Annotated in this window: 20 protein-coding genes; 11 read left to right on the top strand and 9 right to left on the bottom strand. The window is 71.8% G+C overall.

What is annotated here, in order from left to right; genetic code table 11:
* Positions 1–31: 31 nt before the first annotated feature.
* Positions 32–637 (bottom strand): hypothetical protein, encoded by a 606-nt coding sequence (locus AB0L33_RS10105; protein ID WP_365679551.1) that lies wholly within the window; start codon positions 635–637, stop codon positions 32–34.
* A 119-nt stretch (positions 638–756) separates the two neighbouring features.
* Between AB0L33_RS10105 and npdG the strand changes: the two genes are divergently transcribed.
* Both npdG and AB0L33_RS10095 read left to right on the top strand, forming a co-directional pair.
* Positions 757–1,467, top strand: a complete 711-nt coding sequence (npdG, locus tag AB0L33_RS10100) for an NADPH-dependent F420 reductase (RefSeq protein WP_365679549.1) — start codon at positions 757–759, stop codon at positions 1,465–1,467.
* A 77-nt stretch (positions 1,468–1,544) separates the two neighbouring features.
* Positions 1,545–1,733 (top strand): hypothetical protein, encoded by a 189-nt coding sequence (locus AB0L33_RS10095; RefSeq protein WP_365679547.1) that lies wholly within the window; start codon positions 1,545–1,547, stop codon positions 1,731–1,733.
* Here the strand turns inward: AB0L33_RS10095 and AB0L33_RS10090 are convergent.
* Positions 1,730–2,518 carry a site-2 protease family protein gene (locus tag AB0L33_RS10090; RefSeq protein ID WP_365679546.1) on the bottom strand — a complete coding sequence of 263 codons (789 nt, stop codon included), beginning with the start codon at positions 2,516–2,518 and terminating at the stop codon, positions 1,730–1,732. The genes AB0L33_RS10095 and AB0L33_RS10090 overlap by 4 nt on opposite strands.
* 57 nt (positions 2,519–2,575) lie before the next feature.
* Between AB0L33_RS10090 and AB0L33_RS10085 the strand changes: the two genes are divergently transcribed.
* Together AB0L33_RS10085 and AB0L33_RS10080 are read left to right on the top strand one after the other, a co-directional pair.
* A complete protein-coding gene (locus tag AB0L33_RS10085; protein WP_365679544.1) occupies positions 2,576–2,962 on the top strand; it encodes a signal peptidase I in 387 nt (128 codons plus the stop codon).
* Positions 2,963–3,085: 123 nt separating this feature from the next.
* On the top strand, positions 3,086–6,406 hold the full coding sequence (locus tag AB0L33_RS10080) for a BTAD domain-containing putative transcriptional regulator (protein WP_365679542.1): 3,321 nt from the start codon (positions 3,086–3,088) through the stop codon (positions 6,404–6,406).
* 2 nt (positions 6,407–6,408) lie between these two features.
* Here AB0L33_RS10080 and AB0L33_RS10075 read toward each other — a convergent pair whose 3' ends face one another.
* The 3 genes from AB0L33_RS10075 to panB all read right to left on the bottom strand — a co-directional run bounded on the left by AB0L33_RS10075 (position 6,409) and on the right by panB (position 9,322).
* Positions 6,409–7,266, bottom strand: a complete 858-nt coding sequence (locus AB0L33_RS10075; protein WP_365679540.1) for an ABC transporter permease — start codon at positions 7,264–7,266, stop codon at positions 6,409–6,411.
* Positions 7,263–8,282, bottom strand: coding sequence for an ATP-binding cassette domain-containing protein (locus AB0L33_RS10070; RefSeq protein ID WP_365679538.1), 1,020 nt, complete (start codon positions 8,280–8,282; stop codon positions 7,263–7,265). The genes AB0L33_RS10075 and AB0L33_RS10070 overlap by 4 nt, the downstream gene beginning before the upstream one ends.
* A 155-nt stretch (positions 8,283–8,437) precedes the next feature.
* Positions 8,438–9,322 carry a 3-methyl-2-oxobutanoate hydroxymethyltransferase gene (gene panB / locus AB0L33_RS10065; protein ID WP_365679536.1) on the bottom strand — a complete coding sequence of 295 codons (885 nt, stop codon included), beginning with the start codon at positions 9,320–9,322 and terminating at the stop codon, positions 8,438–8,440.
* 168 nt (positions 9,323–9,490) lie between these two features.
* On the opposite strand from panB, the gene AB0L33_RS10060 reads away from it, so the two are divergent.
* The 4 genes from AB0L33_RS10060 to AB0L33_RS10045 all read left to right on the top strand — a co-directional run bounded on the left by AB0L33_RS10060 (position 9,491) and on the right by AB0L33_RS10045 (position 14,545).
* Complete coding sequence (locus AB0L33_RS10060; RefSeq protein WP_365679534.1) at positions 9,491–11,095, top strand: DHA2 family efflux MFS transporter permease subunit; 1,605 nt, start codon at positions 9,491–9,493, stop codon at positions 11,093–11,095.
* Positions 11,096–11,209: 114 nt separating this feature from the next.
* Positions 11,210–11,872, top strand: coding sequence for a TetR/AcrR family transcriptional regulator (locus AB0L33_RS10055; RefSeq protein WP_365679532.1), 663 nt, complete (start codon positions 11,210–11,212; stop codon positions 11,870–11,872).
* Positions 11,873–12,038: 166 nt separating this feature from the next.
* Positions 12,039–13,067 (top strand): endonuclease/exonuclease/phosphatase family protein, encoded by a 1,029-nt coding sequence (locus AB0L33_RS10050; RefSeq protein WP_365679530.1) that lies wholly within the window; start codon positions 12,039–12,041, stop codon positions 13,065–13,067.
* A gap of 230 nt (positions 13,068–13,297) precedes the next feature.
* Positions 13,298–14,545 carry an MFS transporter gene (locus AB0L33_RS10045; protein WP_365679528.1) on the top strand — a complete coding sequence of 416 codons (1,248 nt, stop codon included), beginning with the start codon at positions 13,298–13,300 and terminating at the stop codon, positions 14,543–14,545.
* Between the two features lie 92 nt (positions 14,546–14,637).
* On the opposite strand, the gene AB0L33_RS10040 is transcribed toward AB0L33_RS10045, so the two are convergent.
* The 3 genes from AB0L33_RS10040 to AB0L33_RS10030 form a co-directional block, all read right to left on the bottom strand.
* On the bottom strand, positions 14,638–16,392 hold the full coding sequence (locus AB0L33_RS10040; RefSeq protein WP_365679526.1) for an NAD+ synthase: 1,755 nt from the start codon (positions 16,390–16,392) through the stop codon (positions 14,638–14,640).
* 72 nt (positions 16,393–16,464) lie between these two features.
* Positions 16,465–16,899 (bottom strand): CBS domain-containing protein, encoded by a 435-nt coding sequence (locus AB0L33_RS10035; RefSeq protein ID WP_365679524.1) that lies wholly within the window; start codon positions 16,897–16,899, stop codon positions 16,465–16,467.
* Between the two features lie 156 nt (positions 16,900–17,055).
* Positions 17,056–17,742: a DUF3105 domain-containing protein gene (locus AB0L33_RS10030; protein ID WP_365679522.1), complete on the bottom strand. Its 687-nt coding sequence runs from the start codon at positions 17,740–17,742 to the stop codon at positions 17,056–17,058.
* A gap of 227 nt (positions 17,743–17,969) precedes the next feature.
* On the opposite strand from AB0L33_RS10030, the gene glnA reads away from it, so the two are divergent.
* From glnA to AB0L33_RS10015, 3 genes are all read left to right on the top strand, one after another.
* Positions 17,970–19,331, top strand: a complete 1,362-nt coding sequence (gene glnA / locus AB0L33_RS10025; protein ID WP_365679520.1) for a type I glutamate--ammonia ligase — start codon at positions 17,970–17,972, stop codon at positions 19,329–19,331.
* Positions 19,332–19,612: 281 nt separating this feature from the next.
* Positions 19,613–20,623, top strand: coding sequence for a HAMP domain-containing sensor histidine kinase (locus AB0L33_RS10020; RefSeq protein WP_365679518.1), 1,011 nt, complete (start codon positions 19,613–19,615; stop codon positions 20,621–20,623).
* Positions 20,598–21,599, top strand: a complete 1,002-nt coding sequence (locus AB0L33_RS10015; protein ID WP_365679516.1) for a response regulator — start codon at positions 20,598–20,600, stop codon at positions 21,597–21,599. Before AB0L33_RS10020 ends, AB0L33_RS10015 begins: the two co-directional genes overlap by 26 nt.
* Here the strand turns inward: AB0L33_RS10015 and AB0L33_RS10010 are convergent.
* Complete coding sequence (locus tag AB0L33_RS10010) at positions 21,530–22,036, bottom strand: contact-dependent growth inhibition system immunity protein (protein WP_365679514.1); 507 nt, start codon at positions 22,034–22,036, stop codon at positions 21,530–21,532. The genes AB0L33_RS10015 and AB0L33_RS10010 overlap by 70 nt on opposite strands.
* Between the last annotated feature and the right edge of the window lie 489 nt (positions 22,037–22,525).

Genomic DNA, 22,525 nt, shown 5'->3' with positions numbered 1-22,525 from the left:
TGCAAACGGATTACGGAGGCCCCGGGCCCGCTCACCAACGGGGCGGCGGGGGAGCCGTGAGCTGGTCGGCCAGCCGGGACAGGCGGTCGCGGAACGTGCGCCGCCCACCGCGCGGCACCGGCGCGCCGTTCTCCCCGGCGGCGGCGCTGACCAGGTGCTGGACGGTGTCCAGGTCCACGTCGTCGCCGTCCGTCACGGACAGCGCCTCATGGGCGAGCCCGCGCACCTGCGGGTCGCCGTTGTCCAGCGAGAGCACCGTCGCCCCGGCGCGCCGGGCGTCGTGCACCCGCTCCAGCAGCCCTTCGCCGGCCCGGTCCGGCGTCACCACGAGCAGCGTCTCGCCCCGCCCGGCCGCCTCGATCCGGCCGAGGCCGACCGCCAGGTGCGCCGGGTCGCCGGGCTCCACCCGGTGGCGCACCAGCGTGGGGCGGAGTTCGGGCAGCCCGGACCAGGTGGACTCGTCCACCAGATGGGCGGCGAGGTGCCAGGGCTCGTACACCTCGGTCCCCACCAGCAGCAGCCCGCCGCCGTGCGGGACCACGGAGGAGCGGAGCGCACCGGCGAACCGCCGGGCGGCGGCGGGCCACTGGGTCCTGGCGAGCACTTCACGCAGCAGCGCCACACGTACGGCATCCATGGCCCGGCATCCTGCACCATGCGGGGGCCCCGGCACCGGCGAAAGGCCGCAGCGCCATCCGTACGGGTGGCGGCCGGGCCCACGGGCTCCCTCCTGGCCCTGGCAGTAGTGTCGGGGCCATGACTACGAATGACAGCGGCAGCGCCCCCAAGCCCCCCGCCAAGGACCCCTGGGACCTGCCGGACGTGTCCGGCCTGACCGTCGGCGTGCTCGGCGGCACCGGACCCCAGGGACGCGGCCTCGCGTACCGCTTCGCGCGTGCCGGGCAGCAGGTGATCATCGGCTCCCGCGCCGCGGACCGCGCGGAGGCGGCGGCCGCGGAGCTGGGCAACGGCGTCCGGGGCGCGGACAACGCGACGTGCGCGCGGGAGAGCGACGTGGTGATCGTGGCCGTGCCGTGGGACGGGCACGCCAAGACGCTGGAGTCGCTGCGCGAGGAGCTGGCCGGGAAGATCGTCGTCGACTGCGTCAACCCGCTCGGCTTCGACAAGAAGGGCGCCTACGCGCTGAAGCCGGAGGAGGGCAGCGCCGCCGAGCAGGCCGCCGCCCTGCTGCCGGACTCGCGCGTCACGGCCGCCTTCCACCACCTCTCGGCGGTGCTGCTCCAGGACGAGACGATCGAGGAGATCGACACCGACGTCCTCGTGCTGGGCGAGGCCCGCGCCGACACGGACGTCGTCCAGGCCCTGGCCGGCCGGATCGCGGGCATGCGCGGCATCTTCGCGGGCCGCCTGCGCAACGCCCACCAGGTCGAGTCGCTGGTCGCCAACCTGATCTCGGTCAACCGCCGCTACAAGGCGCACGCCGGCCTCCGTACGACGGACGTCTGAGCCGGGCCCGCACCGGACGTCCCGGGGCATGGGGGACACTGGTGGAGACCGCGCATCACCCCCGACAGGAGCCACCCATGCCCCGCCTCGCCCTCTACGCCCTCGTCGTCTGCGTCCTGGCCCTCGCCGCGGCCGTGACGTCCTTCGTCCAGGGCAGCGTGCTCATCGGCGTCGTCTGGGTCCTGCTGGTCGGCCTCTCCTCGAACATGGCCTGGTACTACCTGCGCCGCCGCCGCGCGGAGACCGCGACCGCCGACCGCGGCTAGCCGGGGACCGCGCAGCGCGGGTCCGCCTCCTGCCAGAAGCGGTAGGCGTCCAGGCCGCAGTCGCTCCACCAGCCGTGCACGCCCAGGCCGCGCAGCAGGGCGTAGACCGCGTCGAAGAAGGCCCGGTTCAGCTCGGGCACCCACAGCAGGGCGAAGACCGCGATCAGGCCGAACGGGGCGAGCGGCTCGACCGCGCGCCGCGCCGAGTGCGACAGCCACGGCTCGATCACCCCGTAGCCGTCGAGCCCCGGCACGGGCACGAAGTTCAGGATGGCGGCCGTCACCTGAAGCAGCGCCAGGAACGCCAGCGCGTTCCGGAACGCGGGCGGCACCCCGTCCAGGGCGTCCAGCCAGAACGGCGCGGTGCACACCACGGCGAACAGGACGTTGGTCAGCGGCCCGGCCGCCGAGATCAGGCTGTGCCGCCACCGGCCGCGGATGCGGCCCCGCTCGATGAACACCGCCCCGCCGGGCAGCCCGATCCCGCCCATGATCACGAACAGCACCGGCAGCACGATGCTGAGCAGCGCGTGCGTGTACTTCAGCGGGTTCAGCGTCAGATAGCCCTTGGCCCCCACCGAGATGTCCCCGCTGTGCAGCGCCGTCCTCGCGTGCGCGTACTCGTGGAGACAGAGCGACACGACCCACGCCCCGGTCACGAACAGGAACGTCGCGAACCCCGGCTGCGCCGCGAAGTCCGTCCACACCCCCCACCCGGCCACGGCCGTCACGGCGGCGATCCCGAGGAAGACCGGACTGATCCGCTGCTGCGCTGCGCTCGCCATGGGGCCGAGCGTAGCCGTCCCCGCCGAACGGAACGCCCCCTGCTAGCGTCCCCCCACGTGAACGACAACGTATACGTGGGCAACGCCGGCAAGGACGCCGCGCTCGACCGGGGATGGATCCTCGGGCACTTCAAGGACGCGGGCGATCCCCGGCACAGCGAGGACGTCGAGATCAAGTGGGGCGTCCACCCGGTGGGCGACGAGCGGGCGCAGTGGGTGCGCGGGGAGAGCCGGACCGCGCTGCTCGTGCTCATCAGCGGGCGGTTCCGGGTGGAGCTGCCCGGGCGCAGCGTGCTCCTGGAGGAGCAGGGCGACTACGTGGTGTGGGGCGTCGGCGTCGACCACTCCTGGATCGCCGAGGAGGAGTCCGTGGTGCTCACCGTCCGCTGGCCGTCCGTGCCCGGCTACGCGGTCGAGCCGAAGGAGCGTACGCCGGAGGGCTGACCCCGACACGGCGGAAACGGTTCGCTTCCCGCTCCGGCACCGGAAAGGGTGGGGGCCATGACGAGCAGGGGCAGGGGCGGGGCGGCCGTGCGGGCAACGGGGCCGGTCGCGGAGAATGGGCGCGTGCGCTACGGCATCCTCGGTACGACCCAGGCACTCCGCGACGACGGCACGGCCCTCTCCGTCGGCGGGGCGCGGCTGCGCGCGCTGCTCACCGTGCTGGCGCTGCGGCCCGGCCGCACGGTCCCGGTCGCCGTGCTGGTGGACGAGGTGTGGGACGGCGAACCGCCCGCCGACGCGGCCGGCGCGCTCCAGGCGCTGGTCGGGCGGCTGCGGCGGGCCATCGGGCACGACGCCGTCGCCTCGGCGGAGAGCGGCTACCGGCTGGCCGCCGAGCCGGAGGCCGTCGACCTGTTCCGCTTCGAACGGCTCGCCGGCGACGGCGCGAGGGCCCTCGCGGAGGGCGACCCGGCCCGGGCGACGGGCCTCCTGAGCGACGCCCTCGCCCTCTGGCGCGGCCCCGCCCTCGCCGACCTCCCCGACCGGCACGCCGCCGCCGCGCGCTGGAACGCCCGCCGGCTCGACGCCCGCCGGGACCGGCTCGCCGCCGAGCTCGCGCTCGGCCGGGCCGCCGGGGTGCTGCCGGAGCTGACCGCGCTCTGCGGCGAACACCCCCTGGACGAACCCCTCCAGGCGCTCCGCCTCCGGGCCCTGCGCGACGCCGGACGCACCGCCCAGGCGCTGGCCGCGTACGAGGAGGTCCGCACCCTCATCGCCGACCGCCTCGGCACCGACCCCGGCCCCGAGCTGACCACCCTGTACGCCGAGCTGCTGCGGCAGGAGCCCCCGGCCCCCGTGCGGGAAGCCGCGCCCCTGGGCAACCTCCGCGCCCGGCTCACCAGCTTCGTCGGCCGGGAGCACGAGATGGAGGCCCTGCGCGACGACCTCTCCCGGGGCCGGCTCGTCACCCTCCTCGGGCCCGGCGGCGCCGGCAAGACCCGGCTCTCGCAGGAGGTCGCCGACACCGTCGACCCCGGCACCTGGCCGGACGGCATCTGGCTCGCCGAGCTGGCCCCCGTGGACGATCCGGAGGCCGTGCCGGAGGCGGTGCTCGCCGCCCTCGGGGCCCGGGAGACCGTGCTCAGCGGCGCCGGTTCCGGGGAGTTCCGGGCCGCCGAGCGGGCCTCCGGCGACGAGCGCGCGGCCGGTGAGTCGCTGGCCCGGCTCACCGAGTACTGCGCGCGACGCCGCATGCTGCTCCTCCTCGACAACTGCGAGCACGTCATCGAGGCCGCCGCCGCCCTCGCCGACCACCTGCTCGCCCGCTGCCCCCGGCTCACCGTCCTCGCGACCAGCCGGGAACCCCTCGGCGTGCCGGGCGAGGCGGTCCGGCCGGTCGACCCGCTCCCGGACCCGACCGCGCTGCGGCTGCTCGCGGAGCGCGGGGCCGCAGCCCGCCCCGGCTTCCGGGTGGACGCGGACGAGGCGACGGCGGCGGCCACCGCCGAGATCTGCCGCCGCCTGGACGGCCTGCCGCTCGCCATCGAGCTCGCCGCGGCCCGGCTGCGGATGCTCACGCCGCAGCAGATCGCGGACCGGCTGGACGACCGCTTCCGCCTGCTGACCAGCGGCAGCCGGACCGTGCTGCCCCGACAGCAGACCCTGCGCGCGGTCGTGGACTGGTCGTGGGAGCTGCTGGACGACGACGAGCGCGTCACCCTGCGCCGCCTCTCCGTCTTCGCCGGCGGCTGCACCCTGGAGGCCGCCGAGGCCGTCTGCGCCGACCCGGCCGGCCGCTCCGGCGAGGTGGCCCTCCTCCTCGGCTCGCTCGTGGACAAGTCGCTCGTGGTCGCGGCCCCGGCGGACGACGGCCGGATGCGCTACCGGCTCCTGGAGACCGTCGGTGAGTACGCGGCGGAGCGCCTGGAGGAGTCGGGCGAGCGGGAGGCCGTCGAGCACCGGCACCTCGTGTTCTACCGCGAACTGGCCCGTACGACCGACCCCTTGCTGCGCGGCTCCGGACAGCTCGCCGCGATCCGGCTCCTGCAACGCGAGTACGAGAACCTGCGCATCGCGCTGCGCCACGCCGTCGCCGCCCGCGACGAGCAGGAGGCGCTGTGCATGGTGCTGTCCCTGTCCTGGTACTGGCAGATCCGCAACCTGCGCGGCGACGCCCTGCACTGGGCCGACGCGGTCGCCGCCCTCGGCCCCGACCCGTTCGCGGAGCCCGTACGGCCCGCGCCCTCCATCCACGAGCGCTGCACGGACGCGCCGCCGCCCATGCGCCGGGAGCTGCTGGAGGAGGCGCGGCGGCAGGTGACCCTGGTCCAGCTGGTCAGCATGGACCACGCGATGGACGAGTGGATGAACGAGGCGAGCATGGCCCGGCTGCGGGCCATCGTCGCCACCTACCGGGTCGGCCAGCCGCAGACCTGCCGCAGCCCCGCCTCGCTCTGGTTCTACGCCGTGATGCTCACCGGCGGCGCGGCCGACCTGCGCCACCTGCTGGACGAAACGGTGCGCGGCGCGCGGGAGTTCGGTTACGAGTGGGAGCTGGCCGCCGCCCTCCAGATGCGGGCCAACGTGCTGGCCAACCGCCCCGACTGGGCCGGGGAGGCCCACCGGGACGCCGACGAGAGCCTGGCGATCTTCCGTCGCCTCGGCGACGACTGGGGCATGGCCGAGGCGATCTCCTCGCGCGGCGAGGCCAACGAGAAGCAGGGCGACTACGCGCAGGCCGCCGAGGATTTCCAGGCCGCGATCCGCTCGGCCGAGAAGCTGGGCGCCCTCTCCCAGGTCTCCGTGCTCCGCGTCCGTTACGCCTCCGTGCTCACCGAGCTCGGCCGGGGCGCGGAGGGCGAGGCGATCATGCGTGAGGTGCTGGCCGACGAGCGGCAGACCGGCCACGAGGCCAGGCCGGCGGCCCGGCTGTTCCTGGCGATGTGGCTGGGCCGGTGCGGCCGGACCGCCGAGGCGCGCGAGCAGTTCTCCCTCCTCCAGGAGGAGTTCGCGTCCGAGACCATGGCGGTGTTCGAGGGCTTCGTCCTCGGCGGCCTGGCCTGGCTGGACAACCAGGACGGCGAGTACGCCCGCGCGCTGGAGCGGAGCCGGCGGTCCCTGAAGGGCGTACGGGACCCGCTGGCGCAGATGGTCGCGCCGCAGATGGCGGTGATCAACCTGGTCATCCTGGCCTGGGCGCTCGGCGGGCTCGGCGGCGAGGAGAAGGCCGGCATCGCGGCGCGGCTGCTGGGCACCGGCCGGGCGCACCTGCCCGAGGGCCACTTCATGAACGCGATGGAACGCGAGAACCTGGCCCGCGCCGAGGCGCTGGTCCGGGACCGGCTCGGGGACGCCGCCTACGAGGCCGCGTACGCCGAGGGCGGCGGCCTCTCCCTGGAGGAGGCCGCCGCCCTCGTGGACGCCGTTCCCGAGCAGAACGCGTGACGTCAGGACTTCTTGCGGAACTTGGAGACCGCGAGCGGAGCCACGGCCGCCGTGATGACCACGGCCCAGCCGAGCGTCAGCCAGACCGAGTGGCCGAGCGAGGTCCCCATCATGAGGCCGCGCGCCGCGTCCGCCAGGTTCGACAGCGGGTTGTAGTCGGTGAACGACTGGAGCCAGCCGGGCATCGTCGTCGGCGGGGCGAAGATCGAGGAACCGAACTGCAGCGGCATCATGACCAGCATGCCCATGCCCTGAACCGCCTGGGGCGTCTTCATCGCCAGGCCGAGCAGGATGAAGATCCACATGATCGCGGCGCCGAACGCGGCCGACAGGCCGATCGCGCCGAGCAGGCCGAGCACCGAGCCGTGGAGCTCCATGCCGAGGGCGAAGCCCATGCCCAGCAGGATGAGGGTGGCGACCATCATCCGGGCGAGTTCGACCACGATCTTCGCGATGAGTACCGAGGAGCGCGCGATCGGCATCGTACGGAAGCGGTCCATGACCCCCTTGCGGAAGTCGTCGTTGACACCGCTGCCGACGGCCATGGCGATGTTCATGCCCATCATCGCCATCAGACCGGGGATCAGGTAGTTCAGATACTCCTGCCGGCCGCCGCCCATGCTGCCGCCGACCGAGCCGCCGAAGACGTACACGAACAGCAGCACGAAGATGACGGGCATCAGCAGCGCGTCGAACATCGACTCCGGATCCTTCTTGATCTGGAGCAGGTTGCGCCGGACCAGGGCCCCGATGTGGCGCAGGTTGTTCCGCAGTCCGATGGAGCCCTCGTCGTGGAGCTTCGTGGCCGGCGCGGAGGCGGGCGTGCCGGTGGGGGTGGGCGTCAGAGTCGTGGTGCTCATGCCGCGACCTCCTCGGGAGTCGTGTCGGTGACGGTGGCCTTGTCGCCGGTGATGGCGAGGAACACCTCGTCCAGGCTGGGCAGCGCGGTGGCGACGTGGGCCAGCGAGAAGCCCCGGGTGCCGAGCAGCCCGATGACGGCGGTCAGTTGCTCGTCGCTGAGGATCGGTACGTAGAGCAGGCCCTCGTCCGGGACGGCCTGCGCGCCCGCGACGCCGTCGAGACCGGTCTCCCGCAGCGCCTGCGCCATCGGGGCCAGCTCGGCCGGGTCCGAGGGGCGGATCTGCAGGGTGCGCCCGCCGACCTTGGCCTTGAGCTCGTTCACACCGCCGCGGGCGATGATCCTGCCCTTGTCGATGACGGTCAGCTCGTTGGCCAGCTGTTCGGCCTCTTCCATGTACTGGGTGGTGAGGAGCACGGTCGCCCCCTCCGCGACCATGCGCTGCACCTCGTCCCAGACCTCGTTGCGGGTCCGGGGGTCGAGCCCCGTCGTGGGCTCGTCCAGGTAGAGGACGGCCGGGCTGCCGATCATGGAGGCGGCCAGGTCGAGCCGGCGGCGCATCCCGCCGGAGTACTCCATCGCGGCCTTCTTCGCCGCGTCGGTGAGCGAGAAGCGTTCCAGCAGCTCGTCGGCCCGGGCCCGCGCCTTCTTGCGGGGCAGGTCGAGCAGCCGCCCGATCATGTAGAGGTTCTCCCAGCCGGACAGCTTCTCGTCGACCGAGGCGTACTGGCCGGTGAGGCCGATGGTGCGGCGGAGTGCGCGGGGCTGCTTCACCACGTCGAAGCCGGCGACGACCGCGGTCCCGGCGTCGGGCGTGATGAGCGTGGAGAGGCAGCGTACGAGGGTGGTCTTGCCGGCGCCGTTGGGGCCGAGCACGCCGAGGACGGTGCCCTCGCGCACATCGAGGTCCACGCCGTCCAGGGCCTTGGTCTCGCCGTAGTGCTTGACCAGTCCCCGCACCTCTACGGCGTTCCCGCCGCGCCGGGGGTTCTTGTCGATTCGCGTCATGCCGACCATCAGACCAGCCGCCACCGACAGGCCGCCGACAGCCGGCCGACAGCCCGCTCGGCCCCGCCGACAACGGCCGACAGCCCGCCGATGGGGGAAGTCGGCGGGCTGTCGTCGTTACCGGTGGTGGTCGTCGGGGGTGCGCCCCGGCACCCCGTGCGGCCTCAGTGGAAGGTGTGCTCCGGGGCCGGGAACGTGCCGCCGACGACCTCCTCCGCGTACGCCTTCGCGGCGTCGCCGAGGATCTGCCGCAGGTCGGCGTACTGCTTGGTGAAGCGCGGCACCTTGCCGCCGGTCAGCCCGACCATGTCGGTGTAGACCAGCACCTGGGCGTCGGTCTCCGGACCGGCGCCGATCCCGATGGTCGGGATGTGCAGGGTGCGGGTGACCTCGGCGGCCAGCTCGGCCGGTACGAGCTCCAGGACCACGGCGAACGCGCCCGCGTCCTGCACGGCCTTGGCGTCGCGCAGCATCTGCTGGGCGGCCTCCTCGCCCCGGCCCTGGACCCGGTAGCCCATGGCGTTCACGGACTGCGGGGTGAGGCCGATGTGGGCCATGACCGGGATTCCGGCGTCGACCAGCAGCTTGATCTGCTCGTGGCTGCGCTCGCCGCCCTCCAGCTTCACCGCGCCGACACCGGACTCCTTGATGAGCCGGGTGGCGTTGCGAAGGGCCTGGACCGGGCTCTCCTGGTACGCGCCGAACGGCAGGTCGGCGACGATCAGGGCGCGCTTGGTGCCCCGGACGACGGCGGCGGACAGGATGGCGATCTCGTCCATCGTGACGGGCACGGTGGTCTCGTAGCCGAGGTGACAGTTGCCCATGGAGTCGCCGACGAGCATGACCGGGATGCCGGCCTCGTCGAAGACGGACGCGGTCATCGCGTCGTAGGCGGTGAGCATGGGCCACTTCTCGCCGCGCGCGGTGGCGGCGGCGATGTCGTGGACGGTGACCCGGCGGTTGCTCTTGCCCCCGTACAGCGCCTTGCTGCTGTCGGAGGGGGCACCCGCGGGGGTGGCGGACTGATTCTGCGCAGCCTGAAGCGACATGGCAGGTGGCTCCTTCGTCATCTCGAGGCGCCCTGACGGCGTCCCCGGACCGCTTCCATGGTGGCATCCCGGAGCCGGTCGCGGGAAGTGGGCCGCGCGGCCGGGCCCTCGGTAAAGAATTTACAATACGAGACGGTCTCGTATCGGAATGCGTCTAGGCTGCTCCTCATGTCCACACCCTCCGGCGCTCCCGCCGTGTCCCAGATACCGGAGGCGGTCCACCGCCGCCGCTGGGCGATTCTCGTGGTCCTGATGTTCAGCCTGCTCATCGTCGTGCTGGACAACTCGATCCTGAACGTCGCCGTCAAGACGATCGCCTCCCCCTCGCCCACCGGAATCGGCGCCACCCAGAGCGAGCTGGAGTGGGCGATCAACTCCTACACGCTCGTCTTCGCCGGCCTCCTCTTCACCGCCGGCCTGCTGGGCGACCGACTGGGCCGCAAGAAGGTCCTGCTCTTCGGCATCACCCTCTTCGGCATCGGCTCCGCCCTCGCCGCCCTGTCCGACTCGCCCGGCCAGCTCATCACCTGGCGCGCCCTGATGGGCTTCGGCGCCGCCTTCGTCATGCCGGCCACGCTCGCCGTCCTGATGAACGTCTTCGAGCGCGACGAGCAGCCCAAGGCGATCGGCATCTGGGCCGGCAGTGTCGGCCTCGGCATCGCGATCGGCCCGATCACCGGCGGCCTGCTCCTCGAACACTTCTGGTGGGGCTCGATCTTCCTGGTCAACGTCCCCGTGGTGATCGTCGCCCTGGTCGCTATGGTCCTGCTGGTGCCGGACTCGAAGGACCCGCGCCCCGGGCGGCTCGACCCGCTCGGCGTGGTGCTCTCCATCATCGGCCTGGTGCTCCTCGTGTACGGCATCATCCGGGGCGGCGAGCTCGCCGACTTCACCGACGTCTCCGTCCTCCTCCCGGTCATCGGCGGCCTCGCCGTCCTGGTGGTCTTCGTCCTCCACGAGAAGCGCAGCGCCAGCCCGGCGATCGACATCTCGTACTTCAGGAAGCCCGCGTTCTCCGCCGCCGTCGCCGCGATCGCGCTGGTCTTCTTCGCGCTGATGGGCGTCACCTTCTTCTCCGCCTTCTACATGCAGAGCGTCCGCGGCTGGAGCGCCCTCCAGTCCGGGCTGCTGATCCTGCCGCTGGCCGTGGCCCAGATGGTTTTCGCGCCCCGCGCCCGGATCGTCGTCGCCCGCTTCGGCGCCCGCGCCGTCTGCACGGCGGGCATGCTGGCCGTCGCCCTCGGCCTGGCCGCGTTCGCCCTCTTCGACGCCGACACGCCCGTCTGGCTGATGTGCGTCGTCTTCTTCGTCCAGGGCACCGGCATGGCCCACGTCATGCCGCCGGTCACCGTCGCCGTGATGCAGGCCCTGCCGCGCGAGAAGGCCGGCTCCGGCTCGGCCGTCAACAACACGTTCCGCCAGGTCGGCGGCGCGCTCGGGATCGCCGTGCTCGGCTCGGTGCTGTCCACCGTCTACCGGGGCGACATCGAGAACCACCTCGGCGCGCTGCCCTCCGGAGTCCGGGACGCGGCGGGGGAGTCCATCGAGGCCACCCTCGCCATCGCCGAGAAGCTGGGCCCCAAGGGCGCCCCGCTGGTCACCGCCGCGCACGACGCCTTCATGAGCGCCATGCACGTCACGGCCCTCGGCTCGGCCGCCGTGGCCCTCGTCGGCACGGTCGTCGTCGCCCTGTGGCTGCCCGGCCGCGAACCGGCCGCGCCCCGCGCCGTACGCGAGGAGGAGCGCCCCGCCACGGCGGGCGCCGAACGATGACCTCGGGCTGAGCCTTCCGGGTGAACCGGGCCGCGTCGTGCGGCCCGGTTCACCCGTGGGGTCCGGCCCCCGACCGCGTCGGCGAGAATCGGAGGCGGCGAAAGGTGGTTTCACGTGCAGGCTCAGGCACCGGACGAGCGGTCCGGCGAGGTTCCCGGCCCCCCGGGACCCGGGGACGACTCCGAGCCGCGCCGGGGACGGCCGCGCAGTGCCGCCGCCGAGGCGGCCATCCTGGACGCCGTCGTGGAGCTGCTGGAGGCCGGTGAACCCCTCGCCGCGCTCTCCATCGAGCGCATCGCCCGCACCGCCGGGGTCGGCAAGGCCACCATCTACCGGCGCTGGGCCGGCAAGGAGGAGCTCTTCGTCGACGTGCTCCGCGCCATCGAGCCCCCGGAACCCGAGGTCTCCGGCACCGGCGGCTTGGGCGACCTGCGCGTCCTGCTGGAGTCGATGCGCAGACGCGGCCTCGCCCAGCGCTCCTCCGTGCTGCTGCACAACGTGTTCGCGCAGATGAAGAGCCACCCCAAGCTCTGGCACGAGTACCAGTGCACCGTGATAGCCCCCCGACGCCTCGCCATGGTCGCCGCCGTCCGGCGCGCCGTCGAGGCGGGCGAGCTGCGGGACGACACGGACGTGGAGCTGATGGACGACCTGTTCCTGGGCCCCATGCTCGTACGCACCATCCACCGGCCCGACGCGCCGCTGCCCGAGGACCTCGCCGACCGCATCATCGCCCTGGTGCTGGAGGGTCTGGCGCCCCGGCGCGGACGGATGTGATCGTTGCGTCACAGAACACCGCGATTCCCCGCTCCTCCGGAACTGCCCGAGCCGCCTCCCACGTCCTCGTGGCAGTACGACCGCCACAGGCGGCATGAAAGGCATCGCGCATCCCCTAGGGTCGGGGGCGCGGCGATGTGTACGGCAAGGCAGTGAGGACAGCGCGATGGTGCAGGCGTACAGGGCGGACACCGGGAACGGCGTGGGACCGCAGCGCTCCGGCTCCCGCTTCCGGGACCTGCGCGACAGATTCGCCCGGCGCCTGAGGGACCGGGGCACCTGGCGGCGCGGGATCGTACTGGCCTGCTGCTCGCTCCTGCTGACCCTCGTGATGGCCTTCCACTCCCGGATCCCGAACACCATCGGCAACCTGGGCAGCCTCTCCGAGACGTTCCTGCCCTGGATCGGCGTGTTCTTCCCGGTGCTGCTCGTGCTGGGCCTGGTGCGCCGCTCGGGCACCGCGCTGGTGGCGCTGCTGCTGCCGGTCGTGGTCTGGCTCAACATCTTCGGCGGCCTGTTCACGGACAAGTCCGGCAGCGGCGGCGACCTCACCGTCGCCACGCACAACGTCAACGCGGACAACCCCGACCCGGCCGCCACCGCCGACCAGGTCGCGGGCTCCGGCGCGGACGTCGTCGCCCTCCAGGAGCTGCCCGCCGGCAAGGTGGCGGCGTACGAGAAGGCGCTCGCCGGCCGCTTCCGCTACCACTCGGTGCAGGGCACCGTGGGCCTCTGGAGCAAGTACCCGCTGAGCGACACCCGCCCGGTGGACCTCAAGATGGGCTGGGTCCGCGCGATGCGGACCACCGTCGCGACCCCGGAGGGCCCCCTCGCGGTCTACGTGGCGCACCTGCCGTCCGTACGCGTCAAGCTCCACGCCGGTTTCACCGCCAACCAGCGCGACCAGAGCGCCGACGCCCTCGGCAAGGCCATCTCCCACGAACCGCTCGCCCGCGTCGCCCTCCTCGGCGACCTCAACGGCACGATGAACGACCGTGCGCTCAAGGCCGTCACCTCGCAGATGCGCTCCACGCAGGGCGCGGCCGGCGACGGCTTCGGGTTCAGCTGGCCGGCGAAGTTCCCGATGGCGCGGATCGACCAGATCATGGTCAAGGGCGTCGAGCCGATGTCCTCCTGGACGCTCCCGGCCACCGGCAGCGACCATCTGCCGATCGCCGCCCGCGTCAAACTCTGACGCAACGGGCCGTTTACCGGAAAGACCCTCCTCTCTGAGAGACTTTGTTCCGTACGGGAACAAGGTCGCCGGCGACGGAGCCGGTCCGCCGCCGTGCGCCCCGCCGACCGGCGGACCGCGCGGGCGTGCGTACGACCACGTCCCCTCCTGCTCCCTCCGCGTGTCCGCAGACCCCGACCGGGTCCCGCCGGGCTGCGGCGGGGGGCCCTGAAGCGGAAAGGTCTCTCCTCATGCCCCTGGCCCTGCTCGCGCTGGCCGTGAGCGCCTTCGGCATCGGCACCACCGAGTTCGTGATGATGGGCCTGCTGCCCGACGTCGCCGACGACCTCGGCACCTCCGTCCCCACCGCCGGCTACCTCGTGTCGGCGTACGCGATCGGTGTGGTGATCGGCGCCCCGCTGCTCACCGCCCTCGGCTCCCGCGTCCCGCGCAAGCGGATGCTCCTGCTCCTGATGGCCCTCTTCACCGTCGGCAACCTCGCCTCCGCGCTCGCCCCCGGCTTCGGCTGGCTGATCGCGGGCCGCCTCCTGGCCGGTCTGCCGCACGGCGCGTTCTTCGGCGTCGGGGCCGTCGTCGCCTCCCGGCTCGTGCCCGAGGGGCGCCGGGCGCGGGCCGTCGCGACGATGTTCCTCGGACTGACGGTCGCCAACATCGTCGGCGTGCCGGCCGCGACCCTGCTCGGCCAGCACCTCGGCTGGCGGGCCACGTTCCTGGTCGTCGCGGCCATCGGCGTCTGCGCGATGGCGGCCCTCGCCCGGCTCGTCCCGCAGATCCCCGTCGAGGCCCGGCAGAACGTGCGCCGCGAGCTGCGGGCGCTCGGCAACCGGCAGGTCCTGATCGGACTCCTCACCGCCGTCTTCGGCTTCGCCGGCGTGTTCGCCGTCTACTCCTACCTGTCGGCGATGACCACGAAGGCCATGGGCTTCGGCGAGTCCGCGGTGACGCCGGTGCTGGCGCTCTTCGGCATCGGCATGACCCTGGGCGCGCTGGCGGCGGGCCCGCTCACGGACCGGGCCCTGCGCCCGACCCTGTACGGCTCACTGGGCGCCCTCGCCGTCGTCCTGGCGGTCTTCCCGCTGGCGGCCCAGGTGAAGTGGGCGGCCCTGCTGATGGTGGTGCTGCTGGGCGCGGTGGGCTTCATGACGACGACGCCGCTCCAGATGCTGGTCATGAACAAGGCCAAGGACGCCCCCACCCTCGCCTCCGCCTCCAACCACTCCGCCTTCAACCTCGCCAACGCGGGCGGCGCGTGGCTGGGCGGCGCGGCGATCGCGGCCGGCTGGGGCTGGACGTCCCCGGCGCTGGTGGGCGCGGTACTGGCCCTGGCGGGCCTGGCGATCGCGATCACGGCGGGCGCCCTGGACCGGGAGGGCGGCACGTCGAAGGTGGTGGCGAGCCGCGTACGAGTCCACGCGGCGCGCAACCCGGCCCGTCCGGCGCTGGAGGACAGAACGCCGACCACAACGGACTGCACCTGACCGGCGGAGCCCGGCCAAATCCAAGCCCGTCCGGCGCTTGAGGACAAGCCCTCAGCCCCGGACGGGCTCGCGCATCGGGAAAACCGCGGGCGTCAGCCCGCCTCGCGCCAGCGGTTCGTGATCGGCAGCCGCCGGTCCTTCCCGAACCCCTTCGGCGAGATCTTCGTCCCCGGCGGGTACTGCCGCCGCTTGTACTCCGCCGTATCCACCATCCGCAGCGTCTTCGCCACCAGCGCCCGGTCGAACCCGGCCGCGACGATCGCTTCGATCCCCTGGTCCCGGTCCACGTACAGCTCGAGGATGCGGTCGAGCACGTCGTAGTCCGGCAGCGAGTCCGTGTCCACCTGGCCCGGCCGCAGCTCGGCGCTCGGCGGCTTCGTGATGGACGCCTCCGGGATCGGCGGGGTCTGCCCGCGCTCCTCGGCGGCCCGGTTGCGCCACTTCGCCAGCCGGAACACCGAGGTCTTGTACACGTCCTTGATCGGCCCGTACGCGCCGACGGAGTCCCCGTACAGCGTGGAGTACCCGACGGCCAGCTCCGACTTGTTGCCGGGGGCCAGCACGATCTGGCCCTCCTGGTTGGAGATGGCCATCAGCATCGTGCCGCGCAGCCGCGACTGGAGGTTCTCCTCGGCGAGCCCGGTGAGCCCCAGCGAACCCATGTACGCGTCGAACATCGGCTCGATCGGCACGGTCCGGAAGTTGAGCCCGGTGCGCCGCGCCAGCTCGGCCGCGTCGCCCTTGGAGTGGTCCGAGGAGTACTTGGACGGCATCGAGACCCCGTACACCTGCTGCGCGCCCAGCGCGTCGCAGGCGATCGCGGCGACCAGCGCCGAGTCGATGCCGCCGGAGAGCCCGATGAGCACGCTGTTGAAGCCGTTCTTCGCGGCGTAGGCCCGCAGGCCGACCACGAGGGCCGTGTACAGCTCCTCGTCGTCGTCCAGCCGGTCCGCGTAACCCCCGGCCAGCTCCGCCTCGTACGGCGGCAGCGGCTCCTCGGAGAGGACCACGTGGTCGATCCGCAGTCCGTCGGCGACCACGCCGGACGGCGCCTCGGCCGGGGCGGCGGGCAGCTCCAGGTCCAGGATCACGCTGCCCTCGGCGAACTGCGGGGCGCGGGCGATGACCTCGCCCTCCCGGTCGACCACGATCGAGTCACCGTCGAAGACCAGCTCGTCCTGGCCGCCGATCATCGCGAGGTAGGCGGTCGTGCAGCCGGCCTCACGGGCCCGCTTGCGGACCAGCTCCAGCCGGGTGTCGTCCTTGTCCCGCTCGTACGGCGAGGCGTTGACCGACAGCAGCAGCCCGGCCCCGGCGGCGCGCGCGGCCGGGACGCGGCCGCCGTCCTGCCACAGGTCCTCGCAGATCGCGAGGGCGATGTCGACGCCGTGCACCCGTACGACCGGCATCGAGTCGCCCGGCACGAAGTACCGGAACTCGTCGAAGACGCCGTAGTTCGGCAGGTGGTGCTTGGCGAAGTTCAGCGCGATCCCGCCGCGGTGCAGCACCGCTGCGGCGTTGCGCGGGGACCCGGCGGGCTGGCCGTAGCGCTCCGCCGCGAACTCCGAGCGGTCGAGGTATCCGACGAGGACCGGAATCTCCCCGAAGCCCTCCGCGTCGAGGCGGGCGGCGAGCGCGCGCAGCGCCGCACGCGACGCCTCGACGAAGGACGACCGCAGGGCCAGGTCCTCGACGGGGTAGCCGGTCAGCACCATCTCGGGGAACGCCACGAAATGGGCGCCCTGTTCGGCGGAGTGCCGGGTCCAGTGGACGATCGCCTCGGTGTTGCCGGCGAGGTCGCCGACGGTCGAGTCGATCTGATTCAGTGCGAGGCGTAGTTGAGGCACGCACCCCACTCTAATCGTCTGACTGACGCGATGTCCCGGCGGGCCGTGCGAAAGGGCGACGCGCGGGACCGGTCAGCCGGCGGCGGTGCGCGAGTACACCTGTTCCGCCCAGTCGGCGATCTGGTCGTCGGACAGGTGTCGGGCCAGATCCGCCTCGCTGATCATGCCGACGAGCTTCTTGTTCTCGATGACGGGGAGCCGGCGGATCTGATGACTCTGCATCTCCTCCAGCACCGCTCCCACGTCCGCGTCCGCGTCGATCCAGCGGGGCGTGCCCTGGGCGAGGTCGCCCGCGGTGACCTCGGACGGGTCCCGGCCCTCCGCGACGCAGCCGACGACGATGTCGCGGTCCGTGAGGATGCCGATCATCCGGTCCTGCTCGCCGTCGGCCGAGATGGGCAGCGCGCCGACGTGGTGCTCGCGCATCATCTGGGCGGCGCGGTCGAGCGTCTCGTGCGCCGGAATCCAGGTGGCGCCGGTGTGCATGATGTCCTTGGCGGTGGTCATGGGGGATTCCTCCTGCGTACCGAGGGGCAGCCGTGCGTACATCCCCGAGCGAACCCATCGTCATGGGCCCGTTCGGGGGATGCGACCGCTATAGCCCATTCGGGTGTATTTACGGTACGAGGGAACTTTCCGGGCGCCCCGCCCGGCGGGCCCCGGTCAGGAGCCGTCGAGCCCGCCCGTGCAGGCGGCGCCCGGCTCGGGCGTCTGCGGCCCCTGCACGTAGTGCGCGAAGAACTGCGCCACGCGCGGGTCGTCCGCGCCGTCGACGGTGACCTGCTTGCCCCAGGCGCTCAGCATGATCGCCCCGGCCTGGCCCTCGTAGGGGCTCATGAGCGAGTACGGCGTACTGGAGACCCGGTCGGCGAGCTTCTGGACGTCGGCGGCGGGGGCGTCGTCGGTGTACGTCACCCAGACCGAGCCGTGCTCCAGGGCGTGCACGGCGTTCACGTCCGGGATCGCCTTCTTGTAGACCTCGCCGTCGCAGTTCATCCAGACCGGGCTGTGGTCCCCGCCGACCGGAGGCTTCATCGGGTAGTCGACGGCGTCGGTCACGTGGTTGCGGGTGAGCTTCTTCGCGTCCCAGGACTTCTCGCCCTTGATCGGCCCGGTGGCCAGGTTCTCGTCCTTCTCCCCGGCGGAGGGCGTGCCGCCCTTCCCGTCGGCGGTCATCGAACTCTCCGCGCCGTCGGAGTCCGACTTGTCGAGGATCGTGTACGAACCGAAGGCGACGAGCCCCGCGACGACGACGGCGCTGAGGCTCACGATCAGGATCCGGTTGCGGCGGTCCCGCGCGCGGTCGGCGTTGCGCATCTGCTCTATTCGGGCCCTGCGGTCGTAGCTCATGTCGTGTGTGGTCCTTCTGCGAAGGGGGACGGGGACCGGGCGGCTCGGGGTGGGCGACGGGGCGGTTCCCGCCCGCGCACACCACGGGCGCCGATCGTAGTGGGTGGCCGAGTGCTCCATGTCACGTCGGGTGCGTAATCTGGGTGAAATCCGGGGTCGTGATACTGGAGTCTCTCCCCAGCCCCGGGAGGTGGAGCACGGACCGTCTGAACTGCAAGGATGTGGCTATGGACAAGCAGCAGGAATTCGTCCTCAGGACCCTTGAGGAGCGCGACATCCGGTTCGTACGGCTGTGGTTCACCGATGTCCTCGGGTACCTGAAGTCCGTGGCGGTCGCCCCGGCCGAGCTGGAGCAGGCCTTTGACGAGGGCATCGGCTTCGACGGCTCCGCGATCGAGGGCTTCGCGCGCGTCTACGAGTCGGACATGATCGCCAAGCCGGACCCGGGGACGTTCCAGATCCTGCCGTGGCGCGCGGAGGCGCCGGGCACGGCCCGGATGTTCTGCGACATCCTCATGCCGGACGGCTCACCGTCCTTCGCGGACCCGCGTTTCGTGCTCAAGCGCATCCTGGCCAAGACCTCGGACCTGGGCTTCACCTTCTACACCCACCCGGAGATCGAGTTCTTCCTGCTGAAGGACAAGCCGGTCGACGGCACCCGGCCCACCCCGGCCGACAGCTCCGGCTACTTCGACCACACCCCGCAGAACGTCGGCATGGACTTCCGCCGCCAGGCGATCACGATGCTCGAATCCATGGGCATCTCGGTCGAGTTCAGCCATCACGAGGGCGCGCCGGGCCAGCAGGAGATCGACCTGCGGTACGCGGACGCGCTGTCGACGGCCGACAACATCATGACGTTCCGCCTGGTCATGAAGCAGGTGGCGCTGGAGCAGGGCGTGCAGGCGACGTTCATGCCGAAGCCGTTCTCGGAGTACCCCGGCTCCGGCATGCACACCCACCTCTCCCTCTTCGAGGGCGACCGCAACGCGTTCTACGAGTCCGGCGCGGAGTACCAGCTGTCCAAGGTCGGCCGCTCCTTCATCGCGGGCCTCCTGCGCCACGCCGCCGAGATCTCCGCGGTCACCAACCAGTGGGTCAACTCCTACAAGCGCATCTGGGGCGGCTCCTCCCGCGCCGCCGGCGCCGGCGGCGAGGCCCCCTCGTACATCTGCTGGGGCCACAACAACCGCTCCGCGCTGATCCGCGTCCCGATGTACAAGCCCGGCAAGACCGGCTCGGCCCGCGTCGAGGTCCGCTCCATCGACTCCGGCGCCAACCCGTACCTGACGTACGCGGTGCTCCTCGCCGCCGGCCTCAAGGGCATCGAGGAGGGCTACGAACTCCCGGCCGGCGCCGACGACGACGTCTGGGCCCTCTCCGACTCGGAACGCCGCGCGATGGGCATCGAACCGCTCCCGCAGAACCTGGGCGAGGCGATCTCCCTGATGGAGAAGAGCGAACTGGTCGCGGAGACGCTGGGCGAGCACGTCTTCGACTTCTTCCTGCGCAACAAGAAGCGGGAGTGGGAGGAGTACCGCAGCGAGGTCACCGCCTTCGAACTGAAGGCGCTGCTGCCGGTGTTGTAGGCGCGGCTCAGGGATGTGGAGAGCACCACGCGGGCGGGGCGCCCGGTTCGGCCGAGACGCCCCGCCCGCAGTCGGATCGCCGAATCGGCGGACGTAGAAGGGGAGTCCGCCAGAATCCGGTCATCCTCGACTGACCGCTCGCCCCTTGCTGCGACTTCTCCTGCCGCAAACCTGTCCCGGCGCGGAGCGAGTTGAAGGCGGTACGGCCCCGCTGTGTTTCGGCGGGGCGGTGACGGCGCCGGGAGGTGCGGCCTACTCTGGGCGCATTGCCGAGGGGGGCCATGAGCGAGACCATCACCGGACTCTTGTCAGGGGCGACTGCGGGTGCCGTCGCGATGCTGGCCTTGTGGTTCGCCGTCAGGCAGTCCAGGCAGGCGAACGAGAGGACGTACGAACTCGCCAGGTCGATCGAGGCGATGCGGGAGAGCCTGCGTCTGCAGGAGTACGAGGCGTCGGAGGCGGCCAGGTCTCAGCGATTGGTCCCGGAGCTGCTTGAACGCCTGCCCGATGAGATCGCCTTCCGGGTGTGGCAGGACATGAAACGCCGGACGCAGCGTGTCACCAACGTGACAGCCGACGTCGTCCACCTGAGCTCGGCCGACGTGAGCGGCGAACGGGCCAGGCTGACACAGGAGATCGCCCACTCGCTCGGCACCCCGCTGGCCCAGATCGAGGCGGCGGCGCTGTCCATGGAGTCCCTTCCGGCGGGTGGGGGCGAGGCTGCGGAGCGTGCTGTCCGGCGCATCCGGGAGGGCGTCGAGCTGTGCAAGTGCTTCATCAATGCGTACAGGAACTACGGAACCCTCCAGAAGGGCGTGGGGGAATCCTTCACGGGCGCGGGTGCCGACGCGCTCAGCATGGCGCTCGACTTCTACTCGGACGCGGTCGGTAAACCCATCCGCGCAGAGGTCGGTGACATTCCGGAGTCCTTCGTCGGCTATTCGAACGATTTCGTCGTCGCCGCTCTTCTGCCGCTCCTGGAAAACGCCGTCGACGCGTCTCCGGAGCGTGGACGGATCGCGGTGAACTTCGCGAGACGGCCGGACGCCATCGCCTTCACCATCTCCAACATGTGCGCGAGCGGACCGCCGGGCGGCGAGGTGTTCGACCGGGGATACACCACCAAGAGCGGGCATCAGGGCGTGGGCCTGTCCGTGAGCAAGGGCCTCGTCGAGGGCTACGCGGGCGGCGAGATCACGATGGATGCGGTCGCTGACGAGGTCACGTTCACCGTGTCGTTGCCTTTCCGGAGAGAGGAGGACGGCGATGTACTCGGTACTGGTGGTCGATGACTCGCGCAGCATGGCCGATCAGCTCGCCGACCTGATCACCGTGCAGACCGGCTTCCGCGTACTGGCCTGCAGCAAGCCGGAGGACGCACTCGCGGCCGTGCAGGAACACCCGATCCGGGTGGTCCTGTTGGACCAGCGGATGCCGGTCAAGAGCGGCACCGAGCTCTACGGCGAGCTTCAGGAGGTGAACCCCGCGCTCAAGGCCGTCATGATCACCGGAGAGGCGAGCTCGCACGAGGTCGGTCGGGCACTGACTCTCGGGTTCTCGGATTACCTCGCCAAGGGCGAGATCGCGCGGCTGTCCGAGGTCGTCCTCAAATGGCATACCCAGTACGAGGTGGACCGGGCGGCCCAGTGGCGCGTCGGCGCCCCTGAAGTCCTCCATTCCGAACGGAGGAAGTACCTGCTCTTCGGTGACAGGGTCACGTACTACCTGTCCGGCGTCCAGGTCCTCGACGAAGCGCATGTGCTGCCGGGCAGCTGGGTCACGGTCCAGCAGATCAACGCGGGCCAGGAGAAGAAGTACACGTACAGCACCTCCGTCAAGGAGACGTTCATCGTGGAGACCTCCCAGCAGTACAACGCCAAGGGAAGCCTGGCGGCGGACGTCGCGAGGAAAACGAAGGTCGGCGCGCGCATCGAGGCGGCGGTCACCCGGATCGTGAAGAAGGCCCGGACGACCGAGACGACGGCCACGGCGTCGACGGAGGAGACGTATCGCCTTCCCGAGGAGTCGTCCGACCCGGCGGAGAACTATGTGAAGTCCCGCCACATCGAGAGCGCCCCCGTCTACAAGAAGCTACGCCTCTCCTTCGTGAAGTCGTGCAGCTGCTGCCGCGAGGACACCTCGGTCCCGTTGGTGGTGCTGGTGTTCGACGACGCCTACGCGACCAGGCACACGGACTACTACCGCGACGGAACGTCGGAGGTCATCGATACGGGCCACATCCGCCGTCCTGCCCCCGATGCCCCGTAGCCCGGACTTTTCCGGTCGCTCCGTCGGCGCCCGGCGACGAAGCGGCCGACCTCCTCCGCCGCCCCGCGCGGGAGATCGGCGTACGCCGACTCCGGCACGGCCGAGACGGCGGCCTGCAACTGTTCCGCGAGCTCCGGCAGCAGGTCCCAGACGGTCGCGGGCGCATTCACGGTGGCCAGCATCAGGTCGCCCTCAAAGAAGCAGGCGTCGAGCAGCGGGTCCTCCAGGAGCAGGCGCACGGCGAGTGGGACGACGTACGGCAGCGCCACCTGTTGGGATACGAGCACGCGCAGGTCCGCCGGGCGCAGTTCGCGCAGCGGTACGCGGCGTAGCGCGTGCACCGTCCGCACCAGGTGCGTCGTGTCGGAGGGCGGATCCGGCCAGCGCGGGGGATCCAGCTCATCGAGCGTGCGGTCGAGGTGCAGGAGAGGGCCCATGGCGTTCATTGTCGGCCTCGCTCCACGTGTGCCGCCCGGCGTGCCCGGCGAACAGACAGCAGGCGTCGCCGTCGTGCCCGGGGGCGGTGGACGGGCAGTCGGGGAGGACGCTGAGCCCGACTTCGGCGTCGTGCCACCGGAGCCACAGGGCCGTGGCGGGCCCGGACTCGTCCAGGAGTGCGTAGTGCGGGCCATCGGCGTGGCGCGGCAGCTGGCACCGTACGGCCGTGTCGACGCAACGCGAATCCGTCATCCGGCGCGCCTCGTCGGCAAGGGGCAGCGGCAGCCTGCGCCAGAGCGTGCACTGCATCACAGTGCCGTTCGGGTAGGGCTAGTGGTGCAGCGCGGGCACATGCACGGAGGGAACACGCCGGAGCCGATGGGCACCACCCGGTCGCTGTCCGCCCTTACGTCCGTCCTTGGCCCCCACGACCGGCCGGAGTCGCGGGAGACCCGGAGGGTCATGACCACCTGCGGATCGCTGCCCTT

It is taken from the genome of Streptomyces sp. NPDC052299, assembly GCF_040679335.1.
Lineage (GTDB): Bacteria > Actinomycetota > Actinomycetes > Streptomycetales > Streptomycetaceae > Streptomyces.
Note: the sequence above shows the minus strand (reverse complement) of the source record. Positions and strands in the feature narration are given on the sequence as shown.

Bases quoted from the DNA above. Each gene is read 5' to 3' on its own strand.
- panB (WP_365679536.1), bottom strand. From the start codon at position 9,322: ATGTCGCTTCAGGCTGCGCAGAATCAGTCCGCCACCCCCGCGGGTGCC.
- AB0L33_RS10050 (WP_365679530.1), top strand. From the start codon at position 12,039: ATGGTGCAGGCGTACAGGGCGGACACCGGGAACGGCGTGGGACCGCAG.
- AB0L33_RS10030 (WP_365679522.1), bottom strand. From the start codon at position 17,742: ATGAGCTACGACCGCAGGGCCCGAATAGAGCAGATGCGCAACGCCGAC.
- npdG (WP_365679549.1), top strand. From the start codon at position 757: ATGACTACGAATGACAGCGGCAGCGCCCCCAAGCCCCCCGCCAAGGAC.
- AB0L33_RS10015 (WP_365679516.1), top strand. From the start codon at position 20,598: ATGTACTCGGTACTGGTGGTCGATGACTCGCGCAGCATGGCCGATCAG.
- AB0L33_RS10075 (WP_365679540.1), bottom strand. From the start codon at position 7,266: ATGAGCACCACGACTCTGACGCCCACCCCCACCGGCACGCCCGCCTCC.
- AB0L33_RS10105 (WP_365679551.1), bottom strand. From the start codon at position 637: ATGGATGCCGTACGTGTGGCGCTGCTGCGTGAAGTGCTCGCCAGGACC.
- AB0L33_RS10095 (WP_365679547.1), top strand. From the start codon at position 1,545: ATGCCCCGCCTCGCCCTCTACGCCCTCGTCGTCTGCGTCCTGGCCCTC.
- AB0L33_RS10045 (WP_365679528.1), top strand. From the start codon at position 13,298: ATGCCCCTGGCCCTGCTCGCGCTGGCCGTGAGCGCCTTCGGCATCGGC.
- AB0L33_RS10060 (WP_365679534.1), top strand. From the start codon at position 9,491: ATGTCCACACCCTCCGGCGCTCCCGCCGTGTCCCAGATACCGGAGGCG.
- glnA (WP_365679520.1), top strand. From the start codon at position 17,970: ATGGACAAGCAGCAGGAATTCGTCCTCAGGACCCTTGAGGAGCGCGAC.
- AB0L33_RS10020 (WP_365679518.1), top strand. From the start codon at position 19,613: ATGAGCGAGACCATCACCGGACTCTTGTCAGGGGCGACTGCGGGTGCC.
- AB0L33_RS10010 (WP_365679514.1), bottom strand. From the start codon at position 22,036: ATGGGCCCTCTCCTGCACCTCGACCGCACGCTCGATGAGCTGGATCCC.
- AB0L33_RS10035 (WP_365679524.1), bottom strand. From the start codon at position 16,899: ATGACCACCGCCAAGGACATCATGCACACCGGCGCCACCTGGATTCCG.
- AB0L33_RS10090 (WP_365679546.1), bottom strand. From the start codon at position 2,518: ATGGCGAGCGCAGCGCAGCAGCGGATCAGTCCGGTCTTCCTCGGGATC.
- AB0L33_RS10070 (WP_365679538.1), bottom strand. From the start codon at position 8,282: ATGGTCGGCATGACGCGAATCGACAAGAACCCCCGGCGCGGCGGGAAC.